This is a genomic window from Ruegeria sp. J8 (genome assembly GCF_056531925.1).
This window is the reverse complement of the sequence record NZ_JBQFMR010000002.1, coordinates 122,438-144,768: the sequence shown is the minus strand read 5'-3', so window position 1 is coordinate 144,768 and position 22,331 is coordinate 122,438. Positions and strand designations below refer to the sequence as shown.

Annotated in this window: 25 protein-coding genes; 17 read left to right on the top strand and 8 right to left on the bottom strand. The window is 60.1% G+C overall.

The genetic code is table 11. The annotated features are described in order from the left end of the window. The first annotated feature begins 1 nt into the window (after position 1). Both ACR0L1_RS04190 and ACR0L1_RS04185 read left to right on the top strand, forming a co-directional pair. Positions 2-460: a DNA polymerase III subunit chi gene (locus ACR0L1_RS04190; protein ID WP_480857320.1), complete on the top strand. Its 459-nt coding sequence runs from the start codon at positions 2-4 to the stop codon at positions 458-460. 32 nt (positions 461-492) lie between these two features. Continuing rightward, positions 493-1,539, top strand: coding sequence for an aldo/keto reductase (locus ACR0L1_RS04185; protein ID WP_170782528.1), 1,047 nt, complete (start codon positions 493-495; stop codon positions 1,537-1,539). Between the two features lie 88 nt (positions 1,540-1,627). On the opposite strand, the gene ACR0L1_RS04180 is transcribed toward ACR0L1_RS04185, so the two are convergent. Beyond that, complete coding sequence (locus tag ACR0L1_RS04180; protein WP_480857318.1) at positions 1,628-2,614, bottom strand: GlxA family transcriptional regulator; 987 nt, start codon at positions 2,612-2,614, stop codon at positions 1,628-1,630. Positions 2,615-2,745: 131 nt separating this feature from the next. Between ACR0L1_RS04180 and bcoG the strand changes: the two genes are divergently transcribed. The 3 genes from bcoG to ACR0L1_RS04165 are packed head-to-tail and all read left to right on the top strand — an operon-like array spanning position 2,746 to position 5,948. Continuing rightward, positions 2,746-3,660, top strand: a complete 915-nt coding sequence (gene bcoG / locus ACR0L1_RS04175; protein ID WP_480857316.1) for a 3-dehydrocarnitine:acetyl-CoA trimethylamine transferase BcoG — start codon at positions 2,746-2,748, stop codon at positions 3,658-3,660. Positions 3,661-3,708: 48 nt separating this feature from the next. Then, positions 3,709-5,190: a carnitine 3-dehydrogenase gene (locus ACR0L1_RS04170; RefSeq protein ID WP_480857314.1), complete on the top strand. Its 1,482-nt coding sequence runs from the start codon at positions 3,709-3,711 to the stop codon at positions 5,188-5,190. Further along, positions 5,187-5,948 carry an SDR family oxidoreductase gene (locus ACR0L1_RS04165; RefSeq protein WP_480857312.1) on the top strand — a complete coding sequence of 254 codons (762 nt, stop codon included), beginning with the start codon at positions 5,187-5,189 and terminating at the stop codon, positions 5,946-5,948. The genes ACR0L1_RS04170 and ACR0L1_RS04165 overlap by 4 nt, the downstream gene beginning before the upstream one ends. Here ACR0L1_RS04165 and ACR0L1_RS04160 read toward each other — a convergent pair. Beyond that, positions 5,945-6,127 carry a hypothetical protein gene (locus ACR0L1_RS04160; protein ID WP_480857310.1) on the bottom strand — a complete coding sequence of 61 codons (183 nt, stop codon included), beginning with the start codon at positions 6,125-6,127 and terminating at the stop codon, positions 5,945-5,947. The genes ACR0L1_RS04165 and ACR0L1_RS04160 overlap by 4 nt on opposite strands. A 71-nt stretch (positions 6,128-6,198) precedes the next feature. After that, entirely contained in the window at positions 6,199-7,059 is an 861-nt protein-coding gene (locus ACR0L1_RS04155; protein WP_480857308.1) for a helix-turn-helix domain-containing protein, read from the bottom strand. Positions 7,060-7,165: 106 nt separating this feature from the next. On the opposite strand from ACR0L1_RS04155, the gene ACR0L1_RS04150 reads away from it, so the two are divergent. Genes ACR0L1_RS04150 through ACR0L1_RS04140 form a run of 3 tightly spaced genes read left to right on the top strand, consistent with a single transcriptional unit; the run spans position 7,166 to position 9,164 of the window. Next, the gene (locus ACR0L1_RS04150) at positions 7,166-7,369 is read left to right on the top strand and encodes a DUF2061 domain-containing protein (protein ID WP_170752778.1); all 204 of its coding nucleotides are present in this window, start codon (positions 7,166-7,168) and stop codon (positions 7,367-7,369) included. Continuing rightward, positions 7,362-8,240, top strand: coding sequence for a fatty acid desaturase (locus tag ACR0L1_RS04145; protein WP_480857305.1), 879 nt, complete (start codon positions 7,362-7,364; stop codon positions 8,238-8,240). Before ACR0L1_RS04150 ends, ACR0L1_RS04145 begins: the two co-directional genes overlap by 8 nt. Before the next feature lie 21 nt (positions 8,241-8,261). After that, on the top strand, positions 8,262-9,164 hold the full coding sequence (locus ACR0L1_RS04140; protein ID WP_480857304.1) for an EamA family transporter: 903 nt from the start codon (positions 8,262-8,264) through the stop codon (positions 9,162-9,164). Here ACR0L1_RS04140 and ACR0L1_RS04135 read toward each other — a convergent pair. From ACR0L1_RS04135 to ACR0L1_RS04125, 3 genes are all read right to left on the bottom strand, one after another. Next, complete coding sequence (locus ACR0L1_RS04135) at positions 9,161-10,564, bottom strand: DEAD/DEAH box helicase (protein WP_480857302.1); 1,404 nt, start codon at positions 10,562-10,564, stop codon at positions 9,161-9,163. The two genes, ACR0L1_RS04140 and ACR0L1_RS04135, sit on opposite strands and share 4 nt — an antisense overlap. A 184-nt stretch (positions 10,565-10,748) precedes the next feature. Next, on the bottom strand, positions 10,749-11,687 hold the full coding sequence (locus ACR0L1_RS04130; RefSeq protein ID WP_480857301.1) for a glycosyltransferase family 2 protein: 939 nt from the start codon (positions 11,685-11,687) through the stop codon (positions 10,749-10,751). Between the two features lie 18 nt (positions 11,688-11,705). Continuing rightward, on the bottom strand, positions 11,706-13,310 hold the full coding sequence (locus ACR0L1_RS04125) for a peptide chain release factor 3 (protein WP_480857299.1): 1,605 nt from the start codon (positions 13,308-13,310) through the stop codon (positions 11,706-11,708). Between the two features lie 109 nt (positions 13,311-13,419). Here ACR0L1_RS04125 and ACR0L1_RS04120 point away from each other — a divergent pair, with 109 nt between their 5' ends. From ACR0L1_RS04120 to ACR0L1_RS04085, 8 genes are all read left to right on the top strand, one after another. Then, entirely contained in the window at positions 13,420-13,782 is a 363-nt protein-coding gene (locus ACR0L1_RS04120) for a SnoaL-like domain-containing protein (RefSeq protein ID WP_480857298.1), read from the top strand. Between the two features lie 73 nt (positions 13,783-13,855). Next, positions 13,856-14,635, top strand: a complete 780-nt coding sequence (locus tag ACR0L1_RS04115) for an SDR family oxidoreductase (protein WP_170788982.1) — start codon at positions 13,856-13,858, stop codon at positions 14,633-14,635. A gap of 3 nt (positions 14,636-14,638) precedes the next feature. Continuing rightward, a complete protein-coding gene (locus tag ACR0L1_RS04110; RefSeq protein WP_480857296.1) occupies positions 14,639-15,748 on the top strand; it encodes a hypothetical protein in 1,110 nt (369 codons plus the stop codon). A gap of 87 nt (positions 15,749-15,835) precedes the next feature. Then, on the top strand, positions 15,836-16,894 hold the full coding sequence (locus tag ACR0L1_RS04105) for a methyltransferase domain-containing protein (protein ID WP_480857294.1): 1,059 nt from the start codon (positions 15,836-15,838) through the stop codon (positions 16,892-16,894). 80 nt (positions 16,895-16,974) lie between these two features. Continuing rightward, a complete protein-coding gene (locus ACR0L1_RS04100) occupies positions 16,975-18,060 on the top strand; it encodes an ABC transporter ATP-binding protein (protein WP_480857292.1) in 1,086 nt (361 codons plus the stop codon). Between the two features lie 121 nt (positions 18,061-18,181). Continuing rightward, positions 18,182-18,964: a 5'/3'-nucleotidase SurE gene (gene surE / locus ACR0L1_RS04095; protein WP_480857290.1), complete on the top strand. Its 783-nt coding sequence runs from the start codon at positions 18,182-18,184 to the stop codon at positions 18,962-18,964. After that, entirely contained in the window at positions 18,961-19,611 is a 651-nt protein-coding gene (locus tag ACR0L1_RS04090; protein WP_170774383.1) for a protein-L-isoaspartate(D-aspartate) O-methyltransferase, read from the top strand. The genes surE and ACR0L1_RS04090 overlap by 4 nt, the downstream gene beginning before the upstream one ends. A gap of 63 nt (positions 19,612-19,674) precedes the next feature. Further along, the gene (locus ACR0L1_RS04085; RefSeq protein WP_480857288.1) at positions 19,675-20,835 is read left to right on the top strand and encodes a peptidoglycan DD-metalloendopeptidase family protein; all 1,161 of its coding nucleotides are present in this window, start codon (positions 19,675-19,677) and stop codon (positions 20,833-20,835) included. A 61-nt stretch (positions 20,836-20,896) separates the two neighbouring features. Here ACR0L1_RS04085 and ACR0L1_RS04080 read toward each other — a convergent pair whose 3' ends face one another. Then, positions 20,897-21,568, bottom strand: a complete 672-nt coding sequence (locus tag ACR0L1_RS04080) for a helix-turn-helix transcriptional regulator (protein ID WP_480857287.1) — start codon at positions 21,566-21,568, stop codon at positions 20,897-20,899. A 21-nt stretch (positions 21,569-21,589) separates the two neighbouring features. Beyond that, positions 21,590-21,895, bottom strand: a complete 306-nt coding sequence (locus tag ACR0L1_RS04075) for a hypothetical protein (RefSeq protein WP_170782513.1) — start codon at positions 21,893-21,895, stop codon at positions 21,590-21,592. A 219-nt stretch (positions 21,896-22,114) separates the two neighbouring features. Between ACR0L1_RS04075 and ACR0L1_RS04070 the strand changes: the two genes are divergently transcribed. Continuing rightward, entirely contained in the window at positions 22,115-22,330 is a 216-nt protein-coding gene (locus ACR0L1_RS04070) for a twin-arginine translocase TatA/TatE family subunit (protein WP_170354368.1), read from the top strand. Position 22,331: the final 1 nt, after the last annotated feature.

Sequence of the window (22,331 nt, the reverse complement as noted above, 5' to 3'; positions counted from 1 at the left end):
GATGGGGGCTGTCTATTTCTACCACCTGACCCAACGCCCGCTGGAGCACACCTTGCCGGCGTTGCTGGACAAGGCGCGTCAGGCCGGGTGGCGGATTGCCGTGCGGGGCACTGATCCCGCACGGATGGACTGGCTGGATGAAAAACTGTGGCTGGGGCCCGAGGATGGGTTCCTGCCGCATAGTCTTGCGGGAGGTCCGCATGACGCGGATCAGCCCATCTTGCTGACCACCGGCCCGCAGGCTGGCAACGATCCGGCTTGTGTGATGGCCGTTGACGGTGCCGCTGTTGCCCCGGACGAAGTGAACGCGTTGGAGCGGGTATGCATCCTGTTCGACGGCAATGATGAACAGGCGGTGCAGCACGCGCGGGGGCAGTGGAAAGCACTGACTGACGCAGGTTGTTCGGCGCAATACTGGTCCGAGGCTTCGGGTCGATGGGAGAAGAAGGCCGAGGCTTAGGCCCTGCCGTACAGATTTCAGGAGAGTGATAAATGGAAATGAAGCCTTTGGGCCGCACCGGCATCATGGTGACCGATCTATGTCTTGGGACCATGACATTCGGAACCCAGACATCCGAGGCGGACGCCCACATTCAGATGGATATGGCGTTGGAGGCCGGGATCAATTTCGTCGACGCAGCCGAGATGTATCCGGTTAACCCGATCTCGGCCGAAACGGTGGGGCGCACCGAAGAGATCTTGGGGAACTGGAACGCGGCAAACCCGTCGCGCCGCAGTGACTATGTGCTGGCGACCAAACATTCAGGAGCAGGGTTTACGCATGCGCGGAACGGGTCTCCAATCTCTGCCCAAACCATTCCAGAGGCGGTCGAGGGATCCCTGCGGCGGTTGAAGACGGACTGCATCGACCTTTACCAATTTCACTGGCCAAACCGGGGCAGCTACATGTTCCGCCAGAATTGGACCTTTGCGCCGGCAGGTGACAACACCGACGAAGTGCTGGCCAACATGCAGGAGTGTCTGGAGGCGCTGCAGGTGCAGGTGAACAAGGGCAATATCCGCGCCTTTGGCCTGTCCAACGAAAGCGCTTGGGGCACCGCGCAATGGTTACGCTTGGCTGAGGCAGGGGCGGGGCCACGGGTGGCTTCGGTTCAGAATGAGTATTCACTGCTTTGTCGGCATTTCGATACCGATATGGCCGAGTTGAGCGTGCATGAGGATGTGGGATTGATGGCGTTCTCACCTTTGGCTGCGGGGTTCCTGACTGGTAAGTATCAGGGCGGTGCGGTGCCCGACGGATCGCGCATGTCGATCAATGCCGAGATGGGTGGGCGCAAGTCAGATCGTGTGTTTGACGCGGTTGCGGCCTATCTTGATATTGCAGATCGGCATGGGCTGGACCCGGTCCAGATGTCGCTAGCATGGTGCCAGACACGGAAGTTCATGTTGTCGGCAATATTCGGGGCCACGACGGTCGAGCAACTGGAACGTATCCTTGCGGGTAAGGATCTTGAGTTGTCCTCGGAAGTTTTGAGCGAGATCACCGCGGCCCATCGCGCCTTTCCGATGCCGTACTAGGTTTCGCGGTGGGTCGGGGGCTCTGCCCCCGCCGCCCTTTACGGGCGTCTCCCCCGGGATATTTTTGGCCAGATGAAAGCGGATCCGGTCAGTGATGGGTGGGGTGCGCGCGTTCTTGTCTTAGGTCACGGGCCGACAGGCCGTGGGCCGTGCGGAAGGCGCGGGCGAAGCTTGATTGCGAGGCAAAGCCTGTGGCCAGTGCTACGTCCATCAGCGGCATGTCAGTATCTGTGACCAGACGGCGGGCCTCGGCCAGGCGCAGTTGCAGGTAGTGGTCTTGCGGCGTGGTGTTCAGGCGCAGGCGGAATTGCTGTTGCAGGGTGCGGGGGCTGGTACCCAGTGTCGCGGCTATGTTGGTCAGCGGCAGGGGGTCATCCAGCGCGGATTGCATCAGGCTGTTGGCTTTGGCCGTCAGCGCTGTGTGGCGGTGTGGGGCGCCGGTGCGGCTTTGCGGTTTGCTGGGGTCGGGCGCGCCGTCATAGAGGAATAGGCCCGAGACGCGCGCGGCGAAGCCTGCGCCGTGGCGGGCGGCGATGATATGCAGCATCATTTCGACCGCTGGGATTGCGCCGCCTGAGGTGAGGCGGTTTTGCGAGACAGCGAACCGGTCGGGGCGGACGTCGACTTCGGGGAAACGGGCTGCGAAATTATCCAGATCTTCCCAATGGGTTGTTGCGGCGTGGCCGTCCAGCAGGCCTGCTTCGGCCAGTAGCCAGGGGCCTCCGTCGATGCCTGCCATTGTGGCGCCGGTGTTTGCGATCCGGCGTAGTCCAGCCAACAGACTGGGGGTTGCGTGGCGCGCCAGTTGGAAGCCTGCGACCACGATCATCAGGTCGCAGCTTTGCAGGCGCGCCAGCGGGATACCCGGTACGGTCAGTGCGCTGGTCAGCATCGCGGGCTCAGGCGTGGCAGTGACATAATCCCAGTCAAAGGCGGGGCGATCGGCCAGACGGTTGGCTGCGCGCATGGGGTCTACAGCGGATGCAAAACTAAGCGTGTTGCAGTCGTCCAGCACCAGCACAGCCGTTTTCAGGGCGCGATGTTCGGGTTGGAGGATGTTTTTTGCGGATTTCATCAAGTTTGATTCGCATTCTGGCAAGTGTTTCCACAAGGCTGCGTCAGAGTCGCAGGCAACGCAAATCGATTGCCGGGGAGAAGTCTGGGGAAAACTCAGGGCAAAACCGGGTATAAGCTGGGGAGAACGCCATGCCTTTGGAAATGAACCGCGAAGTATTTGTCACCTGTGCCGTGACCGGCTCGGGCGGAACGCAGGATCGCAGCCCGCATGTACCGCGCTCGCCGCAGCAGATTGCCGACAGCGCGATTGCGGCGGCCAAAGCAGGGGCGGCGGTGGTGCATTGCCATGTGCGCGACCCCGAGACCGGCGCACCCAGCCGACGGCTGGACCTGTATCGCGAGGTGACGGACCGGATTCGCGATGCGGATGTGGATGTAGTGCTGAACCTGACGGCCGGGATGGGTGGGGATATCGTGTTCGGCGGCGTCGAGAGCCCGTTTCCGGTGGCTGAGGGCACCGACATGATCGGCGCCTCCGAGCGCGTCGCACATATCGCGGAATGTCTGCCTGAGATTTGCACGCTGGACTGCGGCACCATGAACTTTGCCGAGGCGGATTACGTCATGACCAACACCCCAGGCGCGCTGCGGGCGATGGGGCAGATGATGACAGATATGGGTGTGAAGCCCGAGATTGAGGCTTTTGACACCGGTCATCTGTGGTTCGCCAAACAGTTGGTGAAAGATGGAATTCTGGAGCCGAACGCTCTGGTTCAGCTGTGTATGGGCGTGCCGTGGGGCGCGCCGGATGATCTGAATACGTTTATGGCCATGGTGAACAATGTGCCCGACGACTGGACGTTCAGTGCGTTTTCGTTGGGGCGGAACCAGATGGCTTATGTGGCGGCCTCGGTGCTGGCAGGCGGCAACGTGCGGGTTGGGTTGGAGGACAATCTGTGGCTGGACAAGGGTGTTCTGGCCGAGAACTGGCAATTGGTCGAGCGTGCGGGGACCATTATCGAGAATATGGGCGCGAAGGTCATTGGGCCTGCTGAGGTGCGCGAGAAGCTGGGTTTGACCAAGCGTGCGCCGGCGGCGAAATAAGCGCGGTTTGGGGGCCTGCCCCCAAACCCCCGGGATATTTTTAGCCAGATGAAGAGGCGGATCGACGTGAAAACAGCGGCAATCATTGGTGGTGGTGTGATCGGCGGCGGTTGGGCCGCGCGGTTTTTGCTGAACGGGTGGGATGTTCGGGTTTTTGACCCTGATCCTGAAGCTGAGCGCAAGATTGGGGAGGTTCTGGACAATGCGCGGCGTTCGCTGCCGGGGCTGAGTGATGTTCCGTTGCCACCCGAGGGTTTTCTGAGTTTTCATGAAGATATGGTTGAGGCCGTGCAGGGCGCGGAGTGGATTCAGGAAAGTGTGCCCGAGCGGTTGGGTCTTAAGTTGAAGGTTTACAAGGGGTTGCAGGAGGCGTGTGATCCGGGCGCGATCATTGGCTCGTCGACCAGTGGGTTCAAACCTTCGGAATTGCAGGAGGGTGCGTTACGGCCCGAACAGATCGTTGTGACGCATCCGTTCAACCCGGTGTACTTGCTGCCACTGATCGAACTTGTACCGACGGACAAGAACCCGCCTGAGATGGTCGAGCGTGCGCAGGGGCTCCTGAAATCGGTGGGGTTCTTCCCTCTGCACATCAAAAAAGAAATCGACGCGCATATCGCTGACCGGTTCCTTGAAGCGGTTTGGCGCGAGGCGCTGTGGCTGGTCAAGGACGGCATCGCCACCACCGAAGAGGTGGACGAGGCGATCCGTATGGGGTTCGGCATCCGCTGGGCGCAGATGGGCCTGTTCGAGACCTACCGCGTGGCCGGAGGCGAGGCCGGGATGCGGCACTTTATGGCTCAGTTTGGGCCAGCGCTGAAATGGCCTTGGACCAAGCTGATGGATGTGCCCGAGTTCACCGATGAACTGGTCGATATGATCGCCGATCAGTCGGATGCGCAATCGGGGATGCATACGATCCGCGAACTGGAGCGCATCCGCGACAATAACCTCGTGGGCATGATGCGCGCGCTCAAGGCGCAAAACTATGGCGCGGGGGCGGTACTGAACCAGCATGATGCGATGCTGAAACCCGGTGCGTTGCCTACGATCGATCAGGCTGATCTCAGCCAACCGATCCTGACCTTGTCGCGCGCTGTGCCGCTGGATTGGACGGACTATAACGGCCACATGAACGAGGCGCGTTATCTAGAGGCCTTTGCCGCTGCTACCGACCGGTTCATGGAGGTTATTGGCTGCGACGCGGACTATATCGCCTCGGGCGGCAGCTACTTCACCGCTGAAAACCACATCCGCTATGTGGATGAGGTTCATGCAGGCGCAAAGATACAGGTGCGCACGCAGATGCTGTTGGGGCAGGGCAAAAAACTGCACGTTTTCCACAGTATGTATGAGGGCGACAAACTGCTGGCCACGGGTGAAAGCTTTCTGCTGCATGTCAGTCTGGACACCCGCCGTCCAAGTGCTCCGTCGCCACAGATCGAGGCGGCCATGGCCCGCATTGCCGAGGCGCAGGCCGGGTTGCCTTATCCCGAAGGCGCGGGGGCGGCGATCCGTAAACCTGCATGAGCGGGCGGGTTCTGATCACGGCCGGGGCCTCGGGCGTCGGCCGGGCCATGGCCGAGGCGTTCGACGCCGTTGGGGCGCAGGTCTGGGTCGCCGATCTGGATGCGGAGGCGTTAAGCGCGTGCCCAGAGCATTGGAAACGGTCGCAGGTGGATGTGGCGGATGAGCCCTCGGTTGCCGCCCTGTTCGCCGAGATTGCGGCGCAATGGGGTGGGCTGGATACGCTCTGCGCCAATGCCGGGATCGCCGGACCGACGGCGTTGGTCGAGGATGTGGCGCTTGACGAATGGCGTGCCTGTCTGGCGGTCAACCTAGAGGGGGCGTTTTTATGCGCGAAATACGCGGCACCGATCCTCAAGCGTCAGGGCAGTGGGGCGATCATCATCACTTCGTCTACGGCCGGGCAATACGGATATCCCAATCGCGCGCCCTATGCGGCGGCGAAATGGGGTGTCATCGGACTGGCCAAAACGCTGGCGATGGAGCTTGGCCCCCACGGCGTGCGCTGCAACACGATCTGCCCCGGCGCCGTCGAAGGCCCCCGGATGGAGGGCGTTCTGGCCCGCGAGGCCAATGCCAAGGGCATGACCCGCGATCAGGTCTACAATGGCTATGCCGCAGGCACCTCGATGGGGCGGTTTGTCGAGGGGCGCGACATTGCCGACATGGCCGTGTTTCTGGCGTCAGGCGCGGCGCGGCTGGTTTCTGGGCAAGTGATCGCTGTGGACGGGCATACCGTCAACCCCGACCCCAAGATTTAGCCCTGATTGGGACCACGAATCTGGCGGATGGTCTGGCGGACCGACTGCCAATCCTGTGCCTGTTGCATATTCCCGGCGGCCTCGCATTCGCGCATCTTCTGCGCGGCTTCTGCCTCGGCCTTGTCTCCGTGTGCTGAATATAAGGCCCGTGCGTATTGGGCGGTTTGCATTGCGTCCATTCCTGTGCTCCTCCGTTCATAATCGGAATGCGAAAGGGTTCGCGCCCAGCAACGTTAGCACAGGATTGAGTTCAACGCATCCTGTCGCGCAATGCGCGCAGATGGCCGGGAAAATCCCGCGCGGTGACGTCGGCCTCGCGGACCAGAGTGTCAAAATGGCGGGTGAACGTTTCGATCCGGTCGCGGTCGCGGAACGCCATATAGTGGCTGCCCGCATAGAACACGCAGAGCAAGGGGCCAAAGATCGTGACTGGTGCCGAATAAAGCCTTTTTGCATCAAACAGATAGATGCGCAGGCGGGGATAGAGCTGGTCGCACAGAGCAAGTAGGTGGTTGATCTGATCCTGACGTGTTTGCAGATCCAGCCCTTGGTAATACCCGGATGCGCTTGCGAAGCTTTCGATTTCAAACAAAGGCATTGCAATTTCGTAGTCCGACTGCGATCGGCGCATCCAGGTCAACCGGTCCTCAGATGCGCCGATGGCCTGATCTGCCGTCCGCCCCAGATGCGGTGCATACTCCCATTCCAGCACGGCGCGGGTCTTTAACATGTCCGGCAAAGTCGCTGGAACGTAACGGATTTTGTATCCGGCAGCCTCTTGGTGCCATTCGAATATCCGCTCATCCACCAACGCGCGGGCGGCCTCGGTCACAGTTAGCGCACCCGCCAAAAGCTCGGCCGCGCTTTCGGGTCGGTCCGAGAGCGACAGGAGCCAATCCGCCGAAACCCCAAGAGCCGACGCGCAGCCACCCACCACATGGGCATTCGGCAACCGAGCTCCATCGTCGGTCAGAAGTTGCGACACGGTCGAGCGATCCACGCCGATGTTTCGCGCCAGAGCACTTTGGCTGACGTGTCGCTCTTCCATCGCGCGTGCAAGGCGGAGGCGGAACTGTGCGGCACGGTCTCGTTTGTCGATATTTTCGGACATGTGTTTGGTTTTATCACAGATGATGAATTTTGTTAATTACATTCAGAATGTTCACCACCTGCGTGATCCGTAATTCTTAAGCCATAACAAAAATATGGGTGACGGAATGGAGACACGACGCAGATCAGTCGTGAAGGCTGTATTGTGGAATGCAGTAGGCCTTGTCGTTATGAGTTTTGTAGGGTTGATCGCAACCGGATCAGCGGCGATCGGTGGCGGCTTGGCTTTGGTCAACACGGCCATCGGCCTGACGCTCTACGTGATTTACGAGCGTATATGGGCAGGTATCTCATGGGGCCGCAATGTCTGAGCGTTCAGGGCCTGAATGGGGCACTCTTGCCCTTATCATTGGGTGCTATGGGGTGTGGTTGGCGATGCTGCTTTATTTGCCGGTTTGGGCCGCCGTGCCATTGGTTGGCGTTGTCGCAGCACTACATTCCTCGCTGACGCATGAAGCGATCCACGGCCACCCCTTTCGGCAAAAGGCGTTGAATGAGGCGTTGATGGCGTTGCCGTTGACGCTGTTCATTCCGTACCGCCGGTTCCGCGACCAGCATCTGGCACATCATCGGGATGCGACGCTGACCGACCCCTATGACGACCCCGAATCTAACTATCTGGATCCACAGGTCTGGGCAGCTCTGCGCGGTTGGCAGAAACGCTTGCTGGCAGTGAACAATACGTTACTAGGGCGCATCGTGTTGGGTCCGGCCATTGGTCAATTTGTGTTCATACGGAATGAGTTACGGTCCGTTTTGCAACAAGATATCCTGCTTGCCTGGGCATTGCATCTATGCGGAGTTCTGGTGGTGCTGTGGATTGTGTCGCTGTCGCCCATGCCAATCTGGGCCTATGTTCTGGCTGCATATCTGGGGCTAGGCTTGGTGAAGATCCGAACCTTTCTTGAACACCGCGCCCATGATCGGGCTTCGGCTCGTACGGTGATCATCGAAGATCGGGGGCCCTTGGCCTTTCTCTTTCTTCACAACAACCTGCACGTGGTTCATCACATGAATCCAGCGGCGCCGTGGTACCGGTTGCCCGCCTTGTATCGCGCAGGGCAAGACACGTACTTGGCGCGGAACGAGGCTTATGTCTATCGCTCTTACGCGCAGGTGTTTCGAGCCCATTTCCTAAAGGCCAAGGATCCGGTGCCGCATCCGCTCTGGCCAAAGGGGTAAATTGCGGCCACAAGGGGCGGTATGAGCCTCTGGATACCCGTCACCATCGCCGCCGCCTCGTTTCAGACCGTGCGGTTTATGCTGCAAAAATCACTGAGCAGCGTGAAATTGTCCGCCGCAGGTGCGACCTTTGCCAGATTTGCCTATTCGATGCCGTTGGCCGTTCTGGCGCTTTGGGCTGCACTGCAACTCAGCGAGTTGTCTTTGCCTTCGATGCCACCCCTGTTCTGGCTGTTCGCGACCATTGGCGGCACAACGCAGATCTTGGCAACCATCTGTGTGGTCTCCTTGTTCAAGCAGCGCAACTTCGCGGTCGGAATCACGTTCAAGAAAACCGAGGTGATCCAGACCGCTATCGTCGGTTTCCTTGTGCTGGGCGACCAGGTTTCAGCCGGAGCGCTAGTCGCCATTCTGATGGGCCTGACCGCAGTTCTGCTGCTGTCGAAAAACCCCGGAGGGGACGGTGCGTGGTGGAAACACCTGACCAATCGCGCGTCACGGTTGGGGCTGGGGTCGGGGATTCTGTTCGCCTTTTCCTCGGTCAGCTACCGGGGCGCATCGCTACAGCTTGGCGAGATCGACGCATGGTTCCGCGCATTGGTGACGCTGGCCGTTGTTGTGACATTCCAATTCGTCAGCATGGGGCTGTGGCTGCTGTGGCGAGACCGCGCCGAACTGCGCGCGGTGTGGGAGACGCGGCGCACCGGCGTCTTCGTAGGCCTCACCAGTCTAAGCGGGTCGTTTTGCTGGTTCTTCGCCTTCACATTGCAGAATGCGGCTTATGTGAAGGCGTTGGGGCAGGTTGAACTGATCCTCAGCCTGTTCGCCTCGATCCTGTTCTTCCGCGAAACCATCACCCGGCGCGAGATCGCCGGGATGGCATTGCTGGGGGCCTCAATCCTGGCCCTGGTGCTAACGATTTAAGAGGCGTCCGCCTCGGCTAGCGCCGTTACGCCTGCGCGGCGTTCGTCAAAGCTCAGCGCTATGAAGCTGGGCAGGTGATCACCCATGCCAACAACCGCCGGACCTGAATCGGTGCGGCGACCACGGCCACGCAGTTCCTTGTCCTTTCGGCGGTCCGCGTCCTTCTTGCGCTCGGGCTTTTTGTCGACCTTTGCCTCGTCGACCGGCTTAATCTTTTTCTCGCGCTTGGGCTTTTCGTCCTTGGGCTCTTCCTTGACCGGATTGTCGAGCCGGGGAATGTCCTTCTGGATCAGCTTCTCAATCGCATCCAGCGCCTTTTCATCGCGGCCCGAGCAGATCGTGATCGCCTTTCCCTCGCGCCCCGCTCGACCGGTGCGACCGATGCGGTGAACGTAATCCTCGGCATGGCCGGGGACGTCAAAGTTGAACACATGGCTGACCGAGGGGATATCCAACCCCCGTGCGGCCACGTCCGAGGCCACCAGCAGGCGCAGTGAGCCGTCGCGGAATCCGTCCAGGGTTTTCATGCGCTGCGACTGATCCAGATCGCCGTGAATGGCGGCGGCGTTATAGCCGTATTTCTTCAGCGATTTCGCGCAGATATCCACATCCGTCTTGCGGTTGCAGAAAATGATCGCGTTGGTGCAGCCTTCACCCTCGGCGTCGATCAGCGCGCGCAGAACCTTGCGCTTGGCGCTGGCCTCGCGGTCGCGGCGGCCACCTTTGAACATGACCACGCCCTGTTCGATCGTCTCGGACGCGGTGGCCTGACGGGCAACCTCGATCCGGGCAGGGGCAGACAGGAATGTGTCGGTGATGCGCTCAATCTCGGACGCCATGGTGGCTGAGAAGAACAGCGTCTGACGGGTGAACGGGGTCAGCGAGAAGATGCGCTCGATATCGGGGATGAACCCCATATCCAGCATCCGGTCGGCCTCGTCCACCACCATGATCTGAACGCCGGTCAGCAGCAGTTTGCCACGTTCGAAATGGTCCAGCAGGCGGCCCGGAGTGGCGATCAGAACATCCACGCCCCGGTCGATCAGCGCTTCCTGTTCCTTGAAGCTGACACCGCCGATCAACAGCGCCTTGGTCAGTTTCAGGTGCTTGGTGTAGGTGTCGAAATTCTCAGCCACCTGCGCGGCCAGTTCCCGCGTCGGGCACAGCACCAGCGAGCGCGGCATCCGAGCACGGGCGCGGCCACGGGCCAGCAGAGTGATCATCGGCAGCGTGAAGCTGGCGGTTTTGCCGGTGCCGGTCTGCGCGATGCCCAGTACATCCTTGCCCTCAAGCGCAGGTGGAATCGCTCCGGCCTGAATCGGGGTGGGGGTTTCGTATCCGGCTTCCTCAATGGCTTTGAGGACCTTTGGGTTCAGGTTCAGTTCGTTAAACTTTGTCATGTATGTCCGGTTTTTGCGGACACTCGACCTGGCCCGCGCGTATGAAGGTGTGCCGGGCCCGGATGGCCATGCGCATCCCGCGCATTTCGGCTGAGGCGGGACATAACAAAAACGTTGGGCAGGGTCAAATGAAGAGGGTTTCAGACCCCTGTGCTCCGATACTGTGCAGATTTAATGCAACAATTCAGATGCTTCCGGGGAAATGTTTCGCAAGCTTCCGGTCCAGATCCAGTGGCCGATGCCGGATCAACCCGTGTTGTTCAAGCCGTGCCCGCACCTCGGGGTGCGCGCCGCCGATCTCATCGAAAAACGCGCGCAAACCGTCGACACCGTCCTCGCTTTCGATCCAGCTGAGCAGTTCGTTCATGTTCATCCCGCCCTCATCCCGCGGGACATTTGGCGTCATTCCAGGTTTGTATGACCCACGCTCAAGTCGGAACCGGTAATGCGCCAGCCAGTGATCCCAATCCGGGGCGTGCCGGTGGCAGAGCGCAGCCTCGGCAAGTTCCGCTTTGCAGATCAGGCGTTCCCCATGCTGGAACAACCCGTGAATGCGGAAGTTGATGCCTGGCAAACCGGTGCGAGCAAACACCTTGCCTTGCAGGTGACTGAGAAACCCACCCTTCACGAAAGCCCCATAGTTGGGATAGAGCGCCTGCACCGTTGCGGCACGATCAGGCCCGGACGGGATATAGGCTTTGTACAGGTCCTTGGCGTCGGCCACTGCCTCTTCCGGGCGTACGCGGATATAAGGGGTACCCTGCGCGACCTCGTCCAGCAGATCGGCTACCGGGCGGTCGGGCCACAGAAACTCGTCCAGATCAATATGCAGCAACCAGTCTTCGCTGGCCTTTCGGTAAGTGAATGAAGCGTTGGATGTCTGGCGCACCTGATGCTTGTCGGGGCGCTCCCGCTTACGATTGGCCCAGAACCCGTCGTCGCAATTGCGGACCTCAACCTTTGGATGCCGGTTCAGGGCGTTGAAGGCCTTGGGGCAGGGTTCGTCCAGATAGACATGCATCCGATCCACCCCAAGGTCGAGGTGATAGGCCACTAAACGCAGGATGTCCGGGGCCGTCCCCCGTACCGTCGAGACAGTTCCCCAGGTCGGTTTAGCGCCCATGCGCGGCCCTTTGGCCGGTCACGTCATCATTTCCTTGGTCGCAGTCAGGGTCAGGTCAGGATAGTCCCGCACCACCCGGTCGATATCCCATTGCAGACGTGTCAGGTAGACGATGTCGCCGTCATGATCATGCGCGATGTGCTGCTTGTTGGCGTTGACGAACTTGTCCACCGCCACCTTGTCACCACTGACCCAGCGGGCGGATGTGAACTGAGACGCCTCAAACCGCACGGGCAGGCCGTATTCCATCTCGATCCGGCTGGCGAGCACTTCGAATTGCAGCGCGCCGACGACACCCACGATAAAGCCCGACCCAATCGAGGGTTTGAACACCTTGGCTGCGCCTTCCTCGGCAAATTGCATGAGTGCCTTTTCCAGGTGCTTGGCCTTCATCGGGTCGCCCGCACGCACGCCTTGCAGCAATTCCGGCGCGAAGGACGGGATGCCGGTCACGCGCAGCGCCTCACCTTCGGTCAGCGTGTCGCCGATGCGCAGCTGGCCATGGTTGGGGATGCCGATGATGTCACCGGCCCATGCTTCATCCGCTAGTTCGCGATCCGAGGCCAGAAACAGCACCGGGTTCGAGATTGCCATGGGCTTCTTGGACCGCACATGGGTCAGTTTCATGCCGCGTTTGAAATGGCCCGAGGCCATCCGTACAAAGGCCACCCGGTCGCGGTGCTTGGGGTCCATATTGGCCTGAACCTTGAAGACAAAGCCTGCGACCTTCTTTTCATCCGGCGCGATCTGACGTGGTTCGGCCGATTGCACTTGCGGCTGCGGGCCGTAAGCGCCGATGCCCTCCATCAGTTCTTTGACACCGAACGAGTTGATCGCCGAACCGAACCAGATGGGGGTCATATGCCCCTCAAGAACCGCCTGCGGGTCCAGCGCGGGCAGCAATTCGCGCGCCATCTCGACCTCTTCCAGCAGTTTCTCAAGCAAGTGCTCGGGAACATGTTCGGCTAGTTTCGAGTCATCCAGACCGTCGATCTGAATGCTCTCGGCTACCTTGTTGCGGTCGGCGCGGTCCATCAGTTCCAGCCGGTCGCGCAGCATGTCATAGCAGCCGATGAAATCGCGACCCACGCCAATCGGCCACGCGGCGGGCGTGACGTCGATGGCCAGCATTTCCTGAATCTCGTCAATGATCTCGAACGTATCGCGGCTTTCGCGGTCCATCTTGTTACAGAAGGTCAGGATCGGCAGATCGCGCAGGCGGCAAACCTCGAACAGTTTCTGCGTCTGGCTTTCCACACCTTTCGCGCCGTCGATTACCATGACGGCGGCGTCCACGGCAGTCAGTGTGCGATAGGTATCTTCCGAGAAATCGCTGTGGCCCGGCGTGTCCACCAGATTGAACCGGAAGTTCCCATAATCAAACGACATGGCCGAGGCGGAAACCGAGATACCACGATCCTTCTCCATCTGCATGAAATCCGAGCGCGTGCGCCGCGCCTCACCCTTAGCGCGCACCTGACCGGCCATCTGGATCGCGCCGCCATAAAGCAGGAACTTTTCCGTCAGCGTCGTTTTGCCCGCATCAGGGTGCGAGATGATCGCGAAGGTCCGGCGACGGGCGATCTCGGGCGGCAGGGTGGGTTGGTTCGAGGTATCAAGCATATTCGCGCGTATAGGCGGGGAATCTTGCCGAGGCAAGACAAAGGGGGTGGTTCGAATCATACACCTATGGCAATAGGAACATATAGTGAACAAATAGTGGAGAGAGACAATGAATTTGAAAGAGATTGCCGACGAGCTGGTCGCAGGTTGCCGCGAGGACCGCGCCAAGGAAAATCTTGAGAAACTCTATACTGAGGATGCCGTCTCGGTCGAAGCGCAGGATTTCATGGATATGGGCCGCGAAACCCACGGTCGCGACGCGATCCGGGGCAAACATGAATGGTGGGAAGGCGCGCATGAGGTTTCCGGTGCCTCGGTCAGCGACCCGATGCCCCATGGTGAAGACCGTTTTGCCGTGATCTTCGAGGTCCAAGGTAAGGTAAAAGAGACCGGTGAAGCCTTTGATATGAAAGAAGTTGGTGTCTATCACGTCGCAAATGGCAAGATCGTTCGGGAAGAGTTCTTTTACTGATATTGCTTGAAATCTGGTCTTCTCTGTCTGGCCGGTGCTAGACATGGCAACAATAACAGATGGGGAGGATCAGATGGATCTAGGTATCAAAGGAAAACGCGCGCTGGTCTGTGCCAGCAGCAAGGGTTTGGGTCTGGGCTGTGCCGAAGCTTTGGCCGAGGCCGGTGTCAATCTGGTGATGAACGCCCGCGGAGCCGAGGCGCTTGAGGCCGAAGCCGCGCGCTTGCGGGACACCTATGGCATTGATGTTCAGACGGTGGCCTGTGATGTGACCTCGACCGAGGGGCAGACGCAGGTGATCGAAGCCGCACAGGGTGTTGATATCCTTGTGACAAATGCGGGCGGTCCGCCTCCGGGTATGTGGTCGGATTGGGAGCGTGAAGACTTCATCAAGGCGCTGGATGCCAACATGCTGACACCGATTGCTTTCATGAAGGCATTGTTGCCGGGGATGATGGAAAAGGGCTGGGGGCGTGTGGTCAATATCACTTCGCAATCGGTGCGCGCGCCCATCGCCGTTCTGGGACTGTCGAACGCGGCGCGGACTGGGTTGACCGGCTACGTCGCGGGAACCGCGCGGCAGGTAGCCCCGCAAGGGGTGACAATCAACAATCTGCTGCCGGGTATCCACGCCACTGACCGCGCGGAGTCCCTAGATAGTGCGGTTTCGCTGCAAAAGAACATCTCGATGGAAGACGCCCGTGCAGAGCGCGCCGCCACGATCCCTGCGCGCCGCTATGGCACACGGCAGGAATTTGGGGCCGCCTGCGCCTTTCTGTGTTCGCAGCACGCGGGCTTTATTGTAGGCCAGAACATCCTCTTGGACGGCGGTGGAACCAACCTGACGATGTAAACGATGGCGCAGAATTTTTCATTAAAAGACCAGCTGTTTAACGAAGAAAAGACCCGCTATTTGGCGGGGCTTCTTGCAGCGGCGGATGCTGACTTCGATGCAGAGGCGTTCGAGGTGCAGGTCATGTCCCGCCTGCTGGATCTTGAGTTGAAAGAGCGCATGGCGTGGATCGCCGAATGCCTGCAACAGGCCATCCCCGGCGCGCTGCCGGACATTGCGCCTAGGCTGTTAAGTGCGCTGCCACCGCCGCTGGACCCGTCAAAGACAGATGATGATTTCGGTGATTTCATCTTTGCGCCTTTGGGTGATTGGGTTGTGGCCGTTGGCCTCGACCATCCGGATCTGGCGCTGGACGTGCTTGATGAACTGACGCAGAGATTCTCGATGGAATGGGCCATTCGCCCGTTCCTGAACGCCCATCAGGACAAGGTGCTGGACAGGATGCAGGCGTGGTGCGCGCATGACAGCTATCATGTTCGGCGCTTGGTCAGCGAAGGCACTCGCCCGCGTTTGCCATGGGGGCAGGCGGTGTGCCTGGAACTGACCGACCCGTTGCCTTTGCTGGATCGCCTGCACAGCGATCCGACGCGATACGTGACGCGGTCGGTGGCGAACCATCTGAACGATATCACCAAGAAAGACCCCGATCTGGTGCTGGACCGTCTGCAGCAATGGCGCGAGGGCGGGCAGGACGCAGATGAGTTGCGCTGGATGACCAGCCACACCCTGCGTGGATTGGTGAAATCCGGACATCCCGGCGCGATGAAGATGCTGGGCTATGATCCTGACGCGGCGATTTCGGCCGATATTCAGGTGCAAGGCGATGCCCGGATCGGGGGTGCGTTGAATTTCGATGTGGCGCTCAGTGGTGCCGGAGACCAGCCCATTCTAGTGGATTATATCATTCACTTTCAACGCCCTGGCGGTAAAACCTCGGCCAAGGTGCACAAATTGAAACAGACCGCGCTGCGGGATGGTGCGCTGACGCTAAGCAAGACCCACAAGCTCAAGGGCAATGCGACCACGTTCAAACTGGTGCCCGGCCCACACCGGCTGGAGGTTCAGGTGAACGGGCAGGTGCGCGCTGCCGTGGATTTCGACCTGCTCGGGTAACGCTTTTGTAAAATCGCACATGTGCGGATTGCGCCACGGCCCTTGCTGCATTAGCTGATCCCCTACCAGAAACAGGGGATACCTTCGATGAAGCATGAATCGGTGCAGAACTATTACGGTGACGTCCTTCAAAGTAGCGCGGATTTGCAGACCAATGCCTGCTGCACGCCCGATGACATGCCGGATCATGTAAAGAAAATTCTCTCAAAAATTCATGATGATGTGCTGACGCGTTACTATGGCTGCGGTCTGATTGCACCGCTGGATCTGGAAGGGATGAGCATCCTTGATCTGGGCTGTGGTGCCGGGCGCGACGTTTATGCGCTGTCGGCGATGGTTGGCGAAAATGGCCGCGTGGTCGGCGTGGACATGACGCCCGAACAGTTGGATGTGGCCCGCGCTCATCAAGAATATCACGCGCAAGCGTTCGGCCATGGTGCGTCGAATGTGGAATTCCACCACGGCTATATCGAAAAGCTGGACGAGCTGGACCTTGAGCCCGGTTCCTTCGACATCATCGTTTCGAACTGCGTGATCAATCTGGCCACCGATAAAGAGGCCGTTCTGCGCGGCGCGCACCGTCTGCTGAAAGATGGCGGCGAGATGTATTTCTCGGACGTCTATGCTGACCGCCGCATCCCCGCCGCAATGGCCGAGGATGAGGTTTTGTATGGGGAGTGCCTGTCGGGCGCGCTCTATTGGAATGATTTCCTGTCGATCTCGCGCAAGGCCGGGTTTGCCGATCCGCGCCGGGTGACGCATCGCCCGCTGACCATCGAAAACCCGGTGCTGGAAGAGCGGGTTGCGCCCTTGAGCTTCCTGTCGGCCACGTATCGTCTGTTCAAACTGCCCGAACTGGAACCAGCTTGCGAGGATTACGGCCAAGCGGTGATCTACAAGGGCACGATCCCCCACGCGCCGCATCTGTTCGAGCTGGACGACCATCACGCGATCGAGGCGGGCAAGGTCTTTCCGGTGTGTGGCAACACCTGGATGATGCTGAAAGACACGCGATTTGCGCGCCATTTCGAGTTTATCGGCGATTTCTCGACCCATTACGGCATTTTCGAAGGCTGCGGTGGCGAAAGTCCGTTCGAAGCTACGGGTACAAACACTGGTGAGGCCGCCTCGGGCGGTTGCTGCTGATCGCTTGCGCCTGACGGGCGGGGTTGCTATCCCCGCCTAAGCCCGATGGAAATGATCGGGAAAGGCTACGGGGTCCTTCGGTGACAGTGAATTCAACGCCTCCACGTCTGGAAATCCGCAATTTGGTCGCCCGGTATGAAGGGCGCATTGTGGTGGATGATGTCTCGCTGAGTGTTCAGGCGGGGCAGGTGACGTGTTTGCTGGGGCCGTCGGGCTGCGGCAAGTCGACCACGCTGCGTATGATCGCCGGGGTCGAGATGCAGGAGTCCGGCCAGATTTATGTGGATGGCAAGCTGATCTGCGACACGGTGTTTCGTGTCCCGCCCGAGCGGCGCGAGATTGGGCTAATGTTTCAGGACTTTGCCTTGTTTCCTCATCTTAGCGTGGCCGACAACGTGGCTTTCGGTCTGAAGGGCCACAAGGACGAAAAACGCGCGCGGGTCGAGGAATTGCTGACCAAGGTTGATCTGATGCGCTTCGTCGACAGCTATCCGCATCATCTGTCGGGTGGCGAACAACAACGGGTCGCACTGGCGCGGGCTTTGGCGCCGCGTCCCCGGATCATGTTGATGGACGAGCCGTTCTCGGGACTGGACAATCGTTTGCGCGACGGAATCCGGGATGAGACGCTGGCGATCCTCAAAGAGGAAGACGCGGCCGTGGTTTTGGTGACACACGAGCCGGAAGAAGCGATGCGCATGGCCGATGAGATTGCCCTGATGCGCCGTGGTAAGATCGTTCAGCAGGGCGCGCCCTATAATGTCTATACCCGGCCAGCGGATAAAGCGGCGGTTGCATTCTTCAGTGATGTCAATGTGTTGAAGGCGCAAGTTAACGGAGCTCTGGCGGAAACGCCATTCGGCCAGTTTCTTGCGCCGGGTGTACCTGACGGCACGGACGTTGAGATCGTCTTCCGCCCGCAGCACGTCAAACTGGATTTCGACCGAAACGGCAAAGGACCGCTGCCCACACCGACTGATGGGGTGGCCGCGCGTGGCGTGGTCCAGCGGGCGCGCTTTCTGGGCAATGAAAGCCTGGTTGAGTTCCGCATGGACTATGACGGTTCGATCCTGAAGGCCACGGTGCCGAATGTATTTGTACCGCAGCCGGGGCGCGTTATGTGGCTGACCATTCGCCGGGACCGGTGCTTTGTTTTCCCCGAATAATGCCTGACGTGGCATTTTAGACCCAACTGGTGCGCGAATGCCGCAGATTGCGCGTGCGCTTCGCTTGCCGAGGCGCGGGGCCGGGTTTATCAAGGGAAAAACGCAGGGATGGATGGGGCATATGCGTATTCTTCTGACCAATGATGATGGCATCAATGCACCGGGCCTGATCACGCTTGAGGCAATCGCCGCCCAGCTTGCCGGGCCCGACGGAGAAGTCTGGGTCGTTGCGCCAGCATTCGAGCAATCCGGCGTGGGCCATTGCATCAGCTATACCCATCCGATGATGGTCGCCAAGCTGGGTGAACGTCGCTATGCCGCCGAGGGCTCGCCCGCCGATTGCGTGCTGGCCGGTCTGCATGATGTGATGAAGGATGCACTGCCCGATCTGGTGTTGTCCGGGGTGAACCGGGGCAATAACTCGGCCGAAAATACGCTCTATTCCGGAACGATCGGTGGCGCGATGGAAGCCGCTTTGCAGGGTGTCCCAGCGATAGCCCTGTCGCAATACTTTGGCCCGCGCAATCTGGGGCTGGACGACCCGTTCGAGGCCGCCGCCCGGTTTGGGGCGGATCTTGTGCGCAAGATCTTGGACGCGACCCCGGCCGAGCAGGGCGATTACCGCCTGTTTTATAACGTGAATTTCCCGCCCGTTCCCGCAGATGAGGTGCTGGGCACCCGCGTGGCACCGCAGGGCTTTCGCCGTGACACGCATTTCTCGGTCGAACCACACAGCTCGCCCTCAGGGCGGCGGTTCTTGTGGATCAAGGGCGGCTATCAGCACAATCCGACCGCGCCCGGGACGGATGCGGCGGTCAATCTGGCGGGCTATGTCTCGGTCACGCCGATGCGTGCGGATCTGACAGCGCATGACACGCTTGAGACCTTGAAGTCGATCGAATGACGGGCTTGAGTGCAGAAACCAAGATGCAGTTCCTGTTTGCGCTACGGTCACGTGGCGTGACGGACAAGCGTGTGTTGGCGGCGATGGAACAGATCGACCGGGGCCAGTTCGTCAGAGGCCTGTTTGCCGAGCGCGCCTATGAGGACACGCCGTTGCCGATTGCTTGCGGGCAGACGATCAGCCAGCCGTCGGTCGTGGGGCTGATGACGCAGGCGCTGGATGTGGGGCCACGCGATACTGTGCTCGAGATCGGGACCGGGTCGGGCTATCAGGCGGCTATCCTGTCCAAGTTGGCCCGCCGGGTCTACACAGTTGAGCGTCACAAGCGATTGGTGCGGGAAACCGGCGCGTTGTTCCGCGAGCTGGGTCTGACCAATGTGACCGCGATGTTGACGGACGGCTCATTTGGTTTGCCTGAACAGGCGCCGTTTGATCGTATCATTGTGACCGCGGCGGCTGAGGACCCTCCGGGCCCGCTCTTGGCGCAGCTCAAAATCGGCGGTATCATGGTATTGCCGGTGGGGCAGTCGGATGCGGTTCAAACTCTGATCCGTGTGCGACGGACCGAAACCGGCCTGGACTATGACGAATTGTTGCCTGTTCGTTTTGTGCCCTTGCTGGAAGGGCTGGGAAAAGACGAGGCGTAGAAGTTTATTCTGAGGAACCCACCCGAACCCCGGTCAACAGGGGCAGGTGATGAGGACGGTAAAATGAGAGCAGTTTCCAAATCAGCGACGCTCCGCTGCGCAAGCGGCATGGTGGCAATGGTGGTTCTGGCCGGGTGTGAAGGCCCGCTGGACTATGATCTGCGCGGTCAGGTAGGCGGGTTTTCGACCGCTGACGCGGCGCAATCGGCCACCACAAGGCGCCCTGCGCCCGATGCACGCGGGGTCATTACTTATCCCACCTACCAAGTCGCCATCGCTCGGCGCGGCGACAAGGTCAGCGACGTGGCGGCGCGGGTCGGATTGCCCGAAGGGGAACTGGCCGTATTCAACGGTTTGAAGCCGACCGATACGTTGCGGGATGGCGAGGTGATCGCGTTGCCGCGTGCGGTCAGTGCGTCGTCGGGCAATGTCGATATTGCCACGATTGCCGGGACTGCGATTGATGAAGCACCGACCGATGGGTCTGTGCGTACCTCGACCCTTGCGCCTGCGCAGCCGGCGGCAGCGCCTGCACCGGTGGCCTCGGGGCCGGAGCCCATCCGGCATCAGGTCAAGCGGGGGGAAACCGCGTTTACGATTTCGCGCCTTTATGACGTGCCGGTGGATGCGCTGGCCGATTGGAACGGATTGGATTCCGATTTCACCGTTCGCGAAGGCCAGTATTTGCTGATCCCGGTTAAAACCCTGACGCCGCCACGCCAGACAGAGGAACCGGCGACAAATGTGACTCAGCCGGGTGAAGGCTCACCCACGCCGACGCCTCCAAGTGCCACCCAGCCTTTGCCTGACGAAGAGGTCGTAGCAGCGCCGTCCGCGCCGGATGTGACGGCGGAAGCGCCGACGTCTCAGAGCAACTCGGCGCTGGGTTTGCCGGTGACGGGTTCGATCATTCGGACCTATGAAAAAGGCAAGAACGAGGGGATCGACATCGCGGCAGCTCCGGGCACCGCGGTAAAAGCGGCCGATGGCGGCACTGTCGCGGCGATCACTGCGGATGCAGATCAGGTTCCGATCATTGTGATCAAGCACAACAATGATCTGCTGACTGTTTATGCCAATGTGGACGGTATCACCGTGAAAAAGGGTGATCGGGTGCGTCGTGGTGAGAAGATTGCCGCCCTGCGGGACGGTGACAACGCCTATGTCCATTTCGAGGTTCGCAAAGGGTTCGAAGCGGTCGATCCTGAGCCGTTTTTGAAATAGAAATTGGCCCGTTCCGGGCCATGCCTCCGGCGGGGATATTTTTGACCAGATGAAGGGCGGATCACGCTTTGGGGTCGAAGTCGCTCAGGCGTTTGCCAGGCTCGTCTGTGAAGAGTTCGGGCAGGGGTTGGACAGCTTCGATCAGGTCGATGCGGAAGACGCGGAAGCCCTGACGTAGCTCGCACCAGGCGGTGAGGGTCCAAACGCGCCCCCAATATTCCATGTGTAGGGGGCGGATTGTGCGGTCGGTCAGTGTGCCGTCGATCCGGCGGTAGCTGAGGTGCAGTTTCTGGCGCGATTTTATGGCGGCGCGGATCGGGGCCATATGGGCCAGTCCACGCGCAGCATCGGCAAAGGGGTAGACGGCGAATTTCCAGGTGTCGGCCTCGGCGATCACCTGCGTGGGAAGAACTGCGTCGATTTTGTCTGCGAGCGTCTCGGCTGCGGTTTTCAGATCGGGGTCGGCGGCCTGGGCAACGATCGCCATGCCAAGGTTCAGCGCCTCAAGCTCGGCTGGGGTCAGGTTCAGCGGCGGCAGAGTGATCTGTTCGCGCACCATATAGCCCACGCCGCGCTCACCCTCGACCGGGACGCCCGAGGCGACCAGCGTATCCATATCGCGATAGATCGTGCGGACCGACACCTCGAGCCGGTCTGCTATGTCCTGCGCGCGGTGCAATTTGCCGTCGCGCAGGATTTGAATGATGTCAAACAGGCGATCCGTGCGGCGCATGTCACGCCGTCCGAACCGCGTTTAAGCGGTCATGTTCCATAGCACTTTCTCGTGACGCATCTGGATGCTGTCGGGCTTGATTGCCGTCATCAAGGCGGCAGCGAAGTCTTGTTGCGGGAACTGCGCGGCGGCGTCCTGTGCGGCTTTCATATCGGTCCAGACAACGTAGTCGGTCCAGCGGCCATCCTCGCCTTGGCTCAGCTGTCGATGCGCAAAGCCGGGGGCCGCTCGCACGAAGGCTTCGGTGGTTTGGCTGAGCTTCACGAACGCCTCGGGTGTGGTGCTGTCAGCGAGGGAAAAGGTGACGATTTCGGCAACATGGGTCATTTCAATCTCCGTTGACCTGGTTTCGATGATCTCTTCCTAATCACGTACAACTGACATAAACCTGTCAGTTGAGAAAATCCAGCGCCCAAAAAACGCGTGAACGGGGCGAATTCGAACGCGGATTTGATCTGGCGCACTGTTGTCCGCGGCTCGTCAGGCGTAGACACATGGCCAAACAACATTCCCGGCGCTCGGCGTCGATGTAGAAGGAGACAAGACATGCTTAACAATATCGGCCTTCCCGGTCTGCTGCTGATCGCCGTTGTGGTTCTGGTTCTGTTTGGCCGCGGCAAAATCAGCTCGCTGATGGGCGAAGTGGGCAAAGGCATCACCTCGTTCAAGAAGGGCGTCAAAGAAGGCGCGGATGAGCTGGAGCAGGACGCCTCCGAGATGGCCAAGGACGTCACCCCCGAGACCGACAAAGACAAGGCCTAAG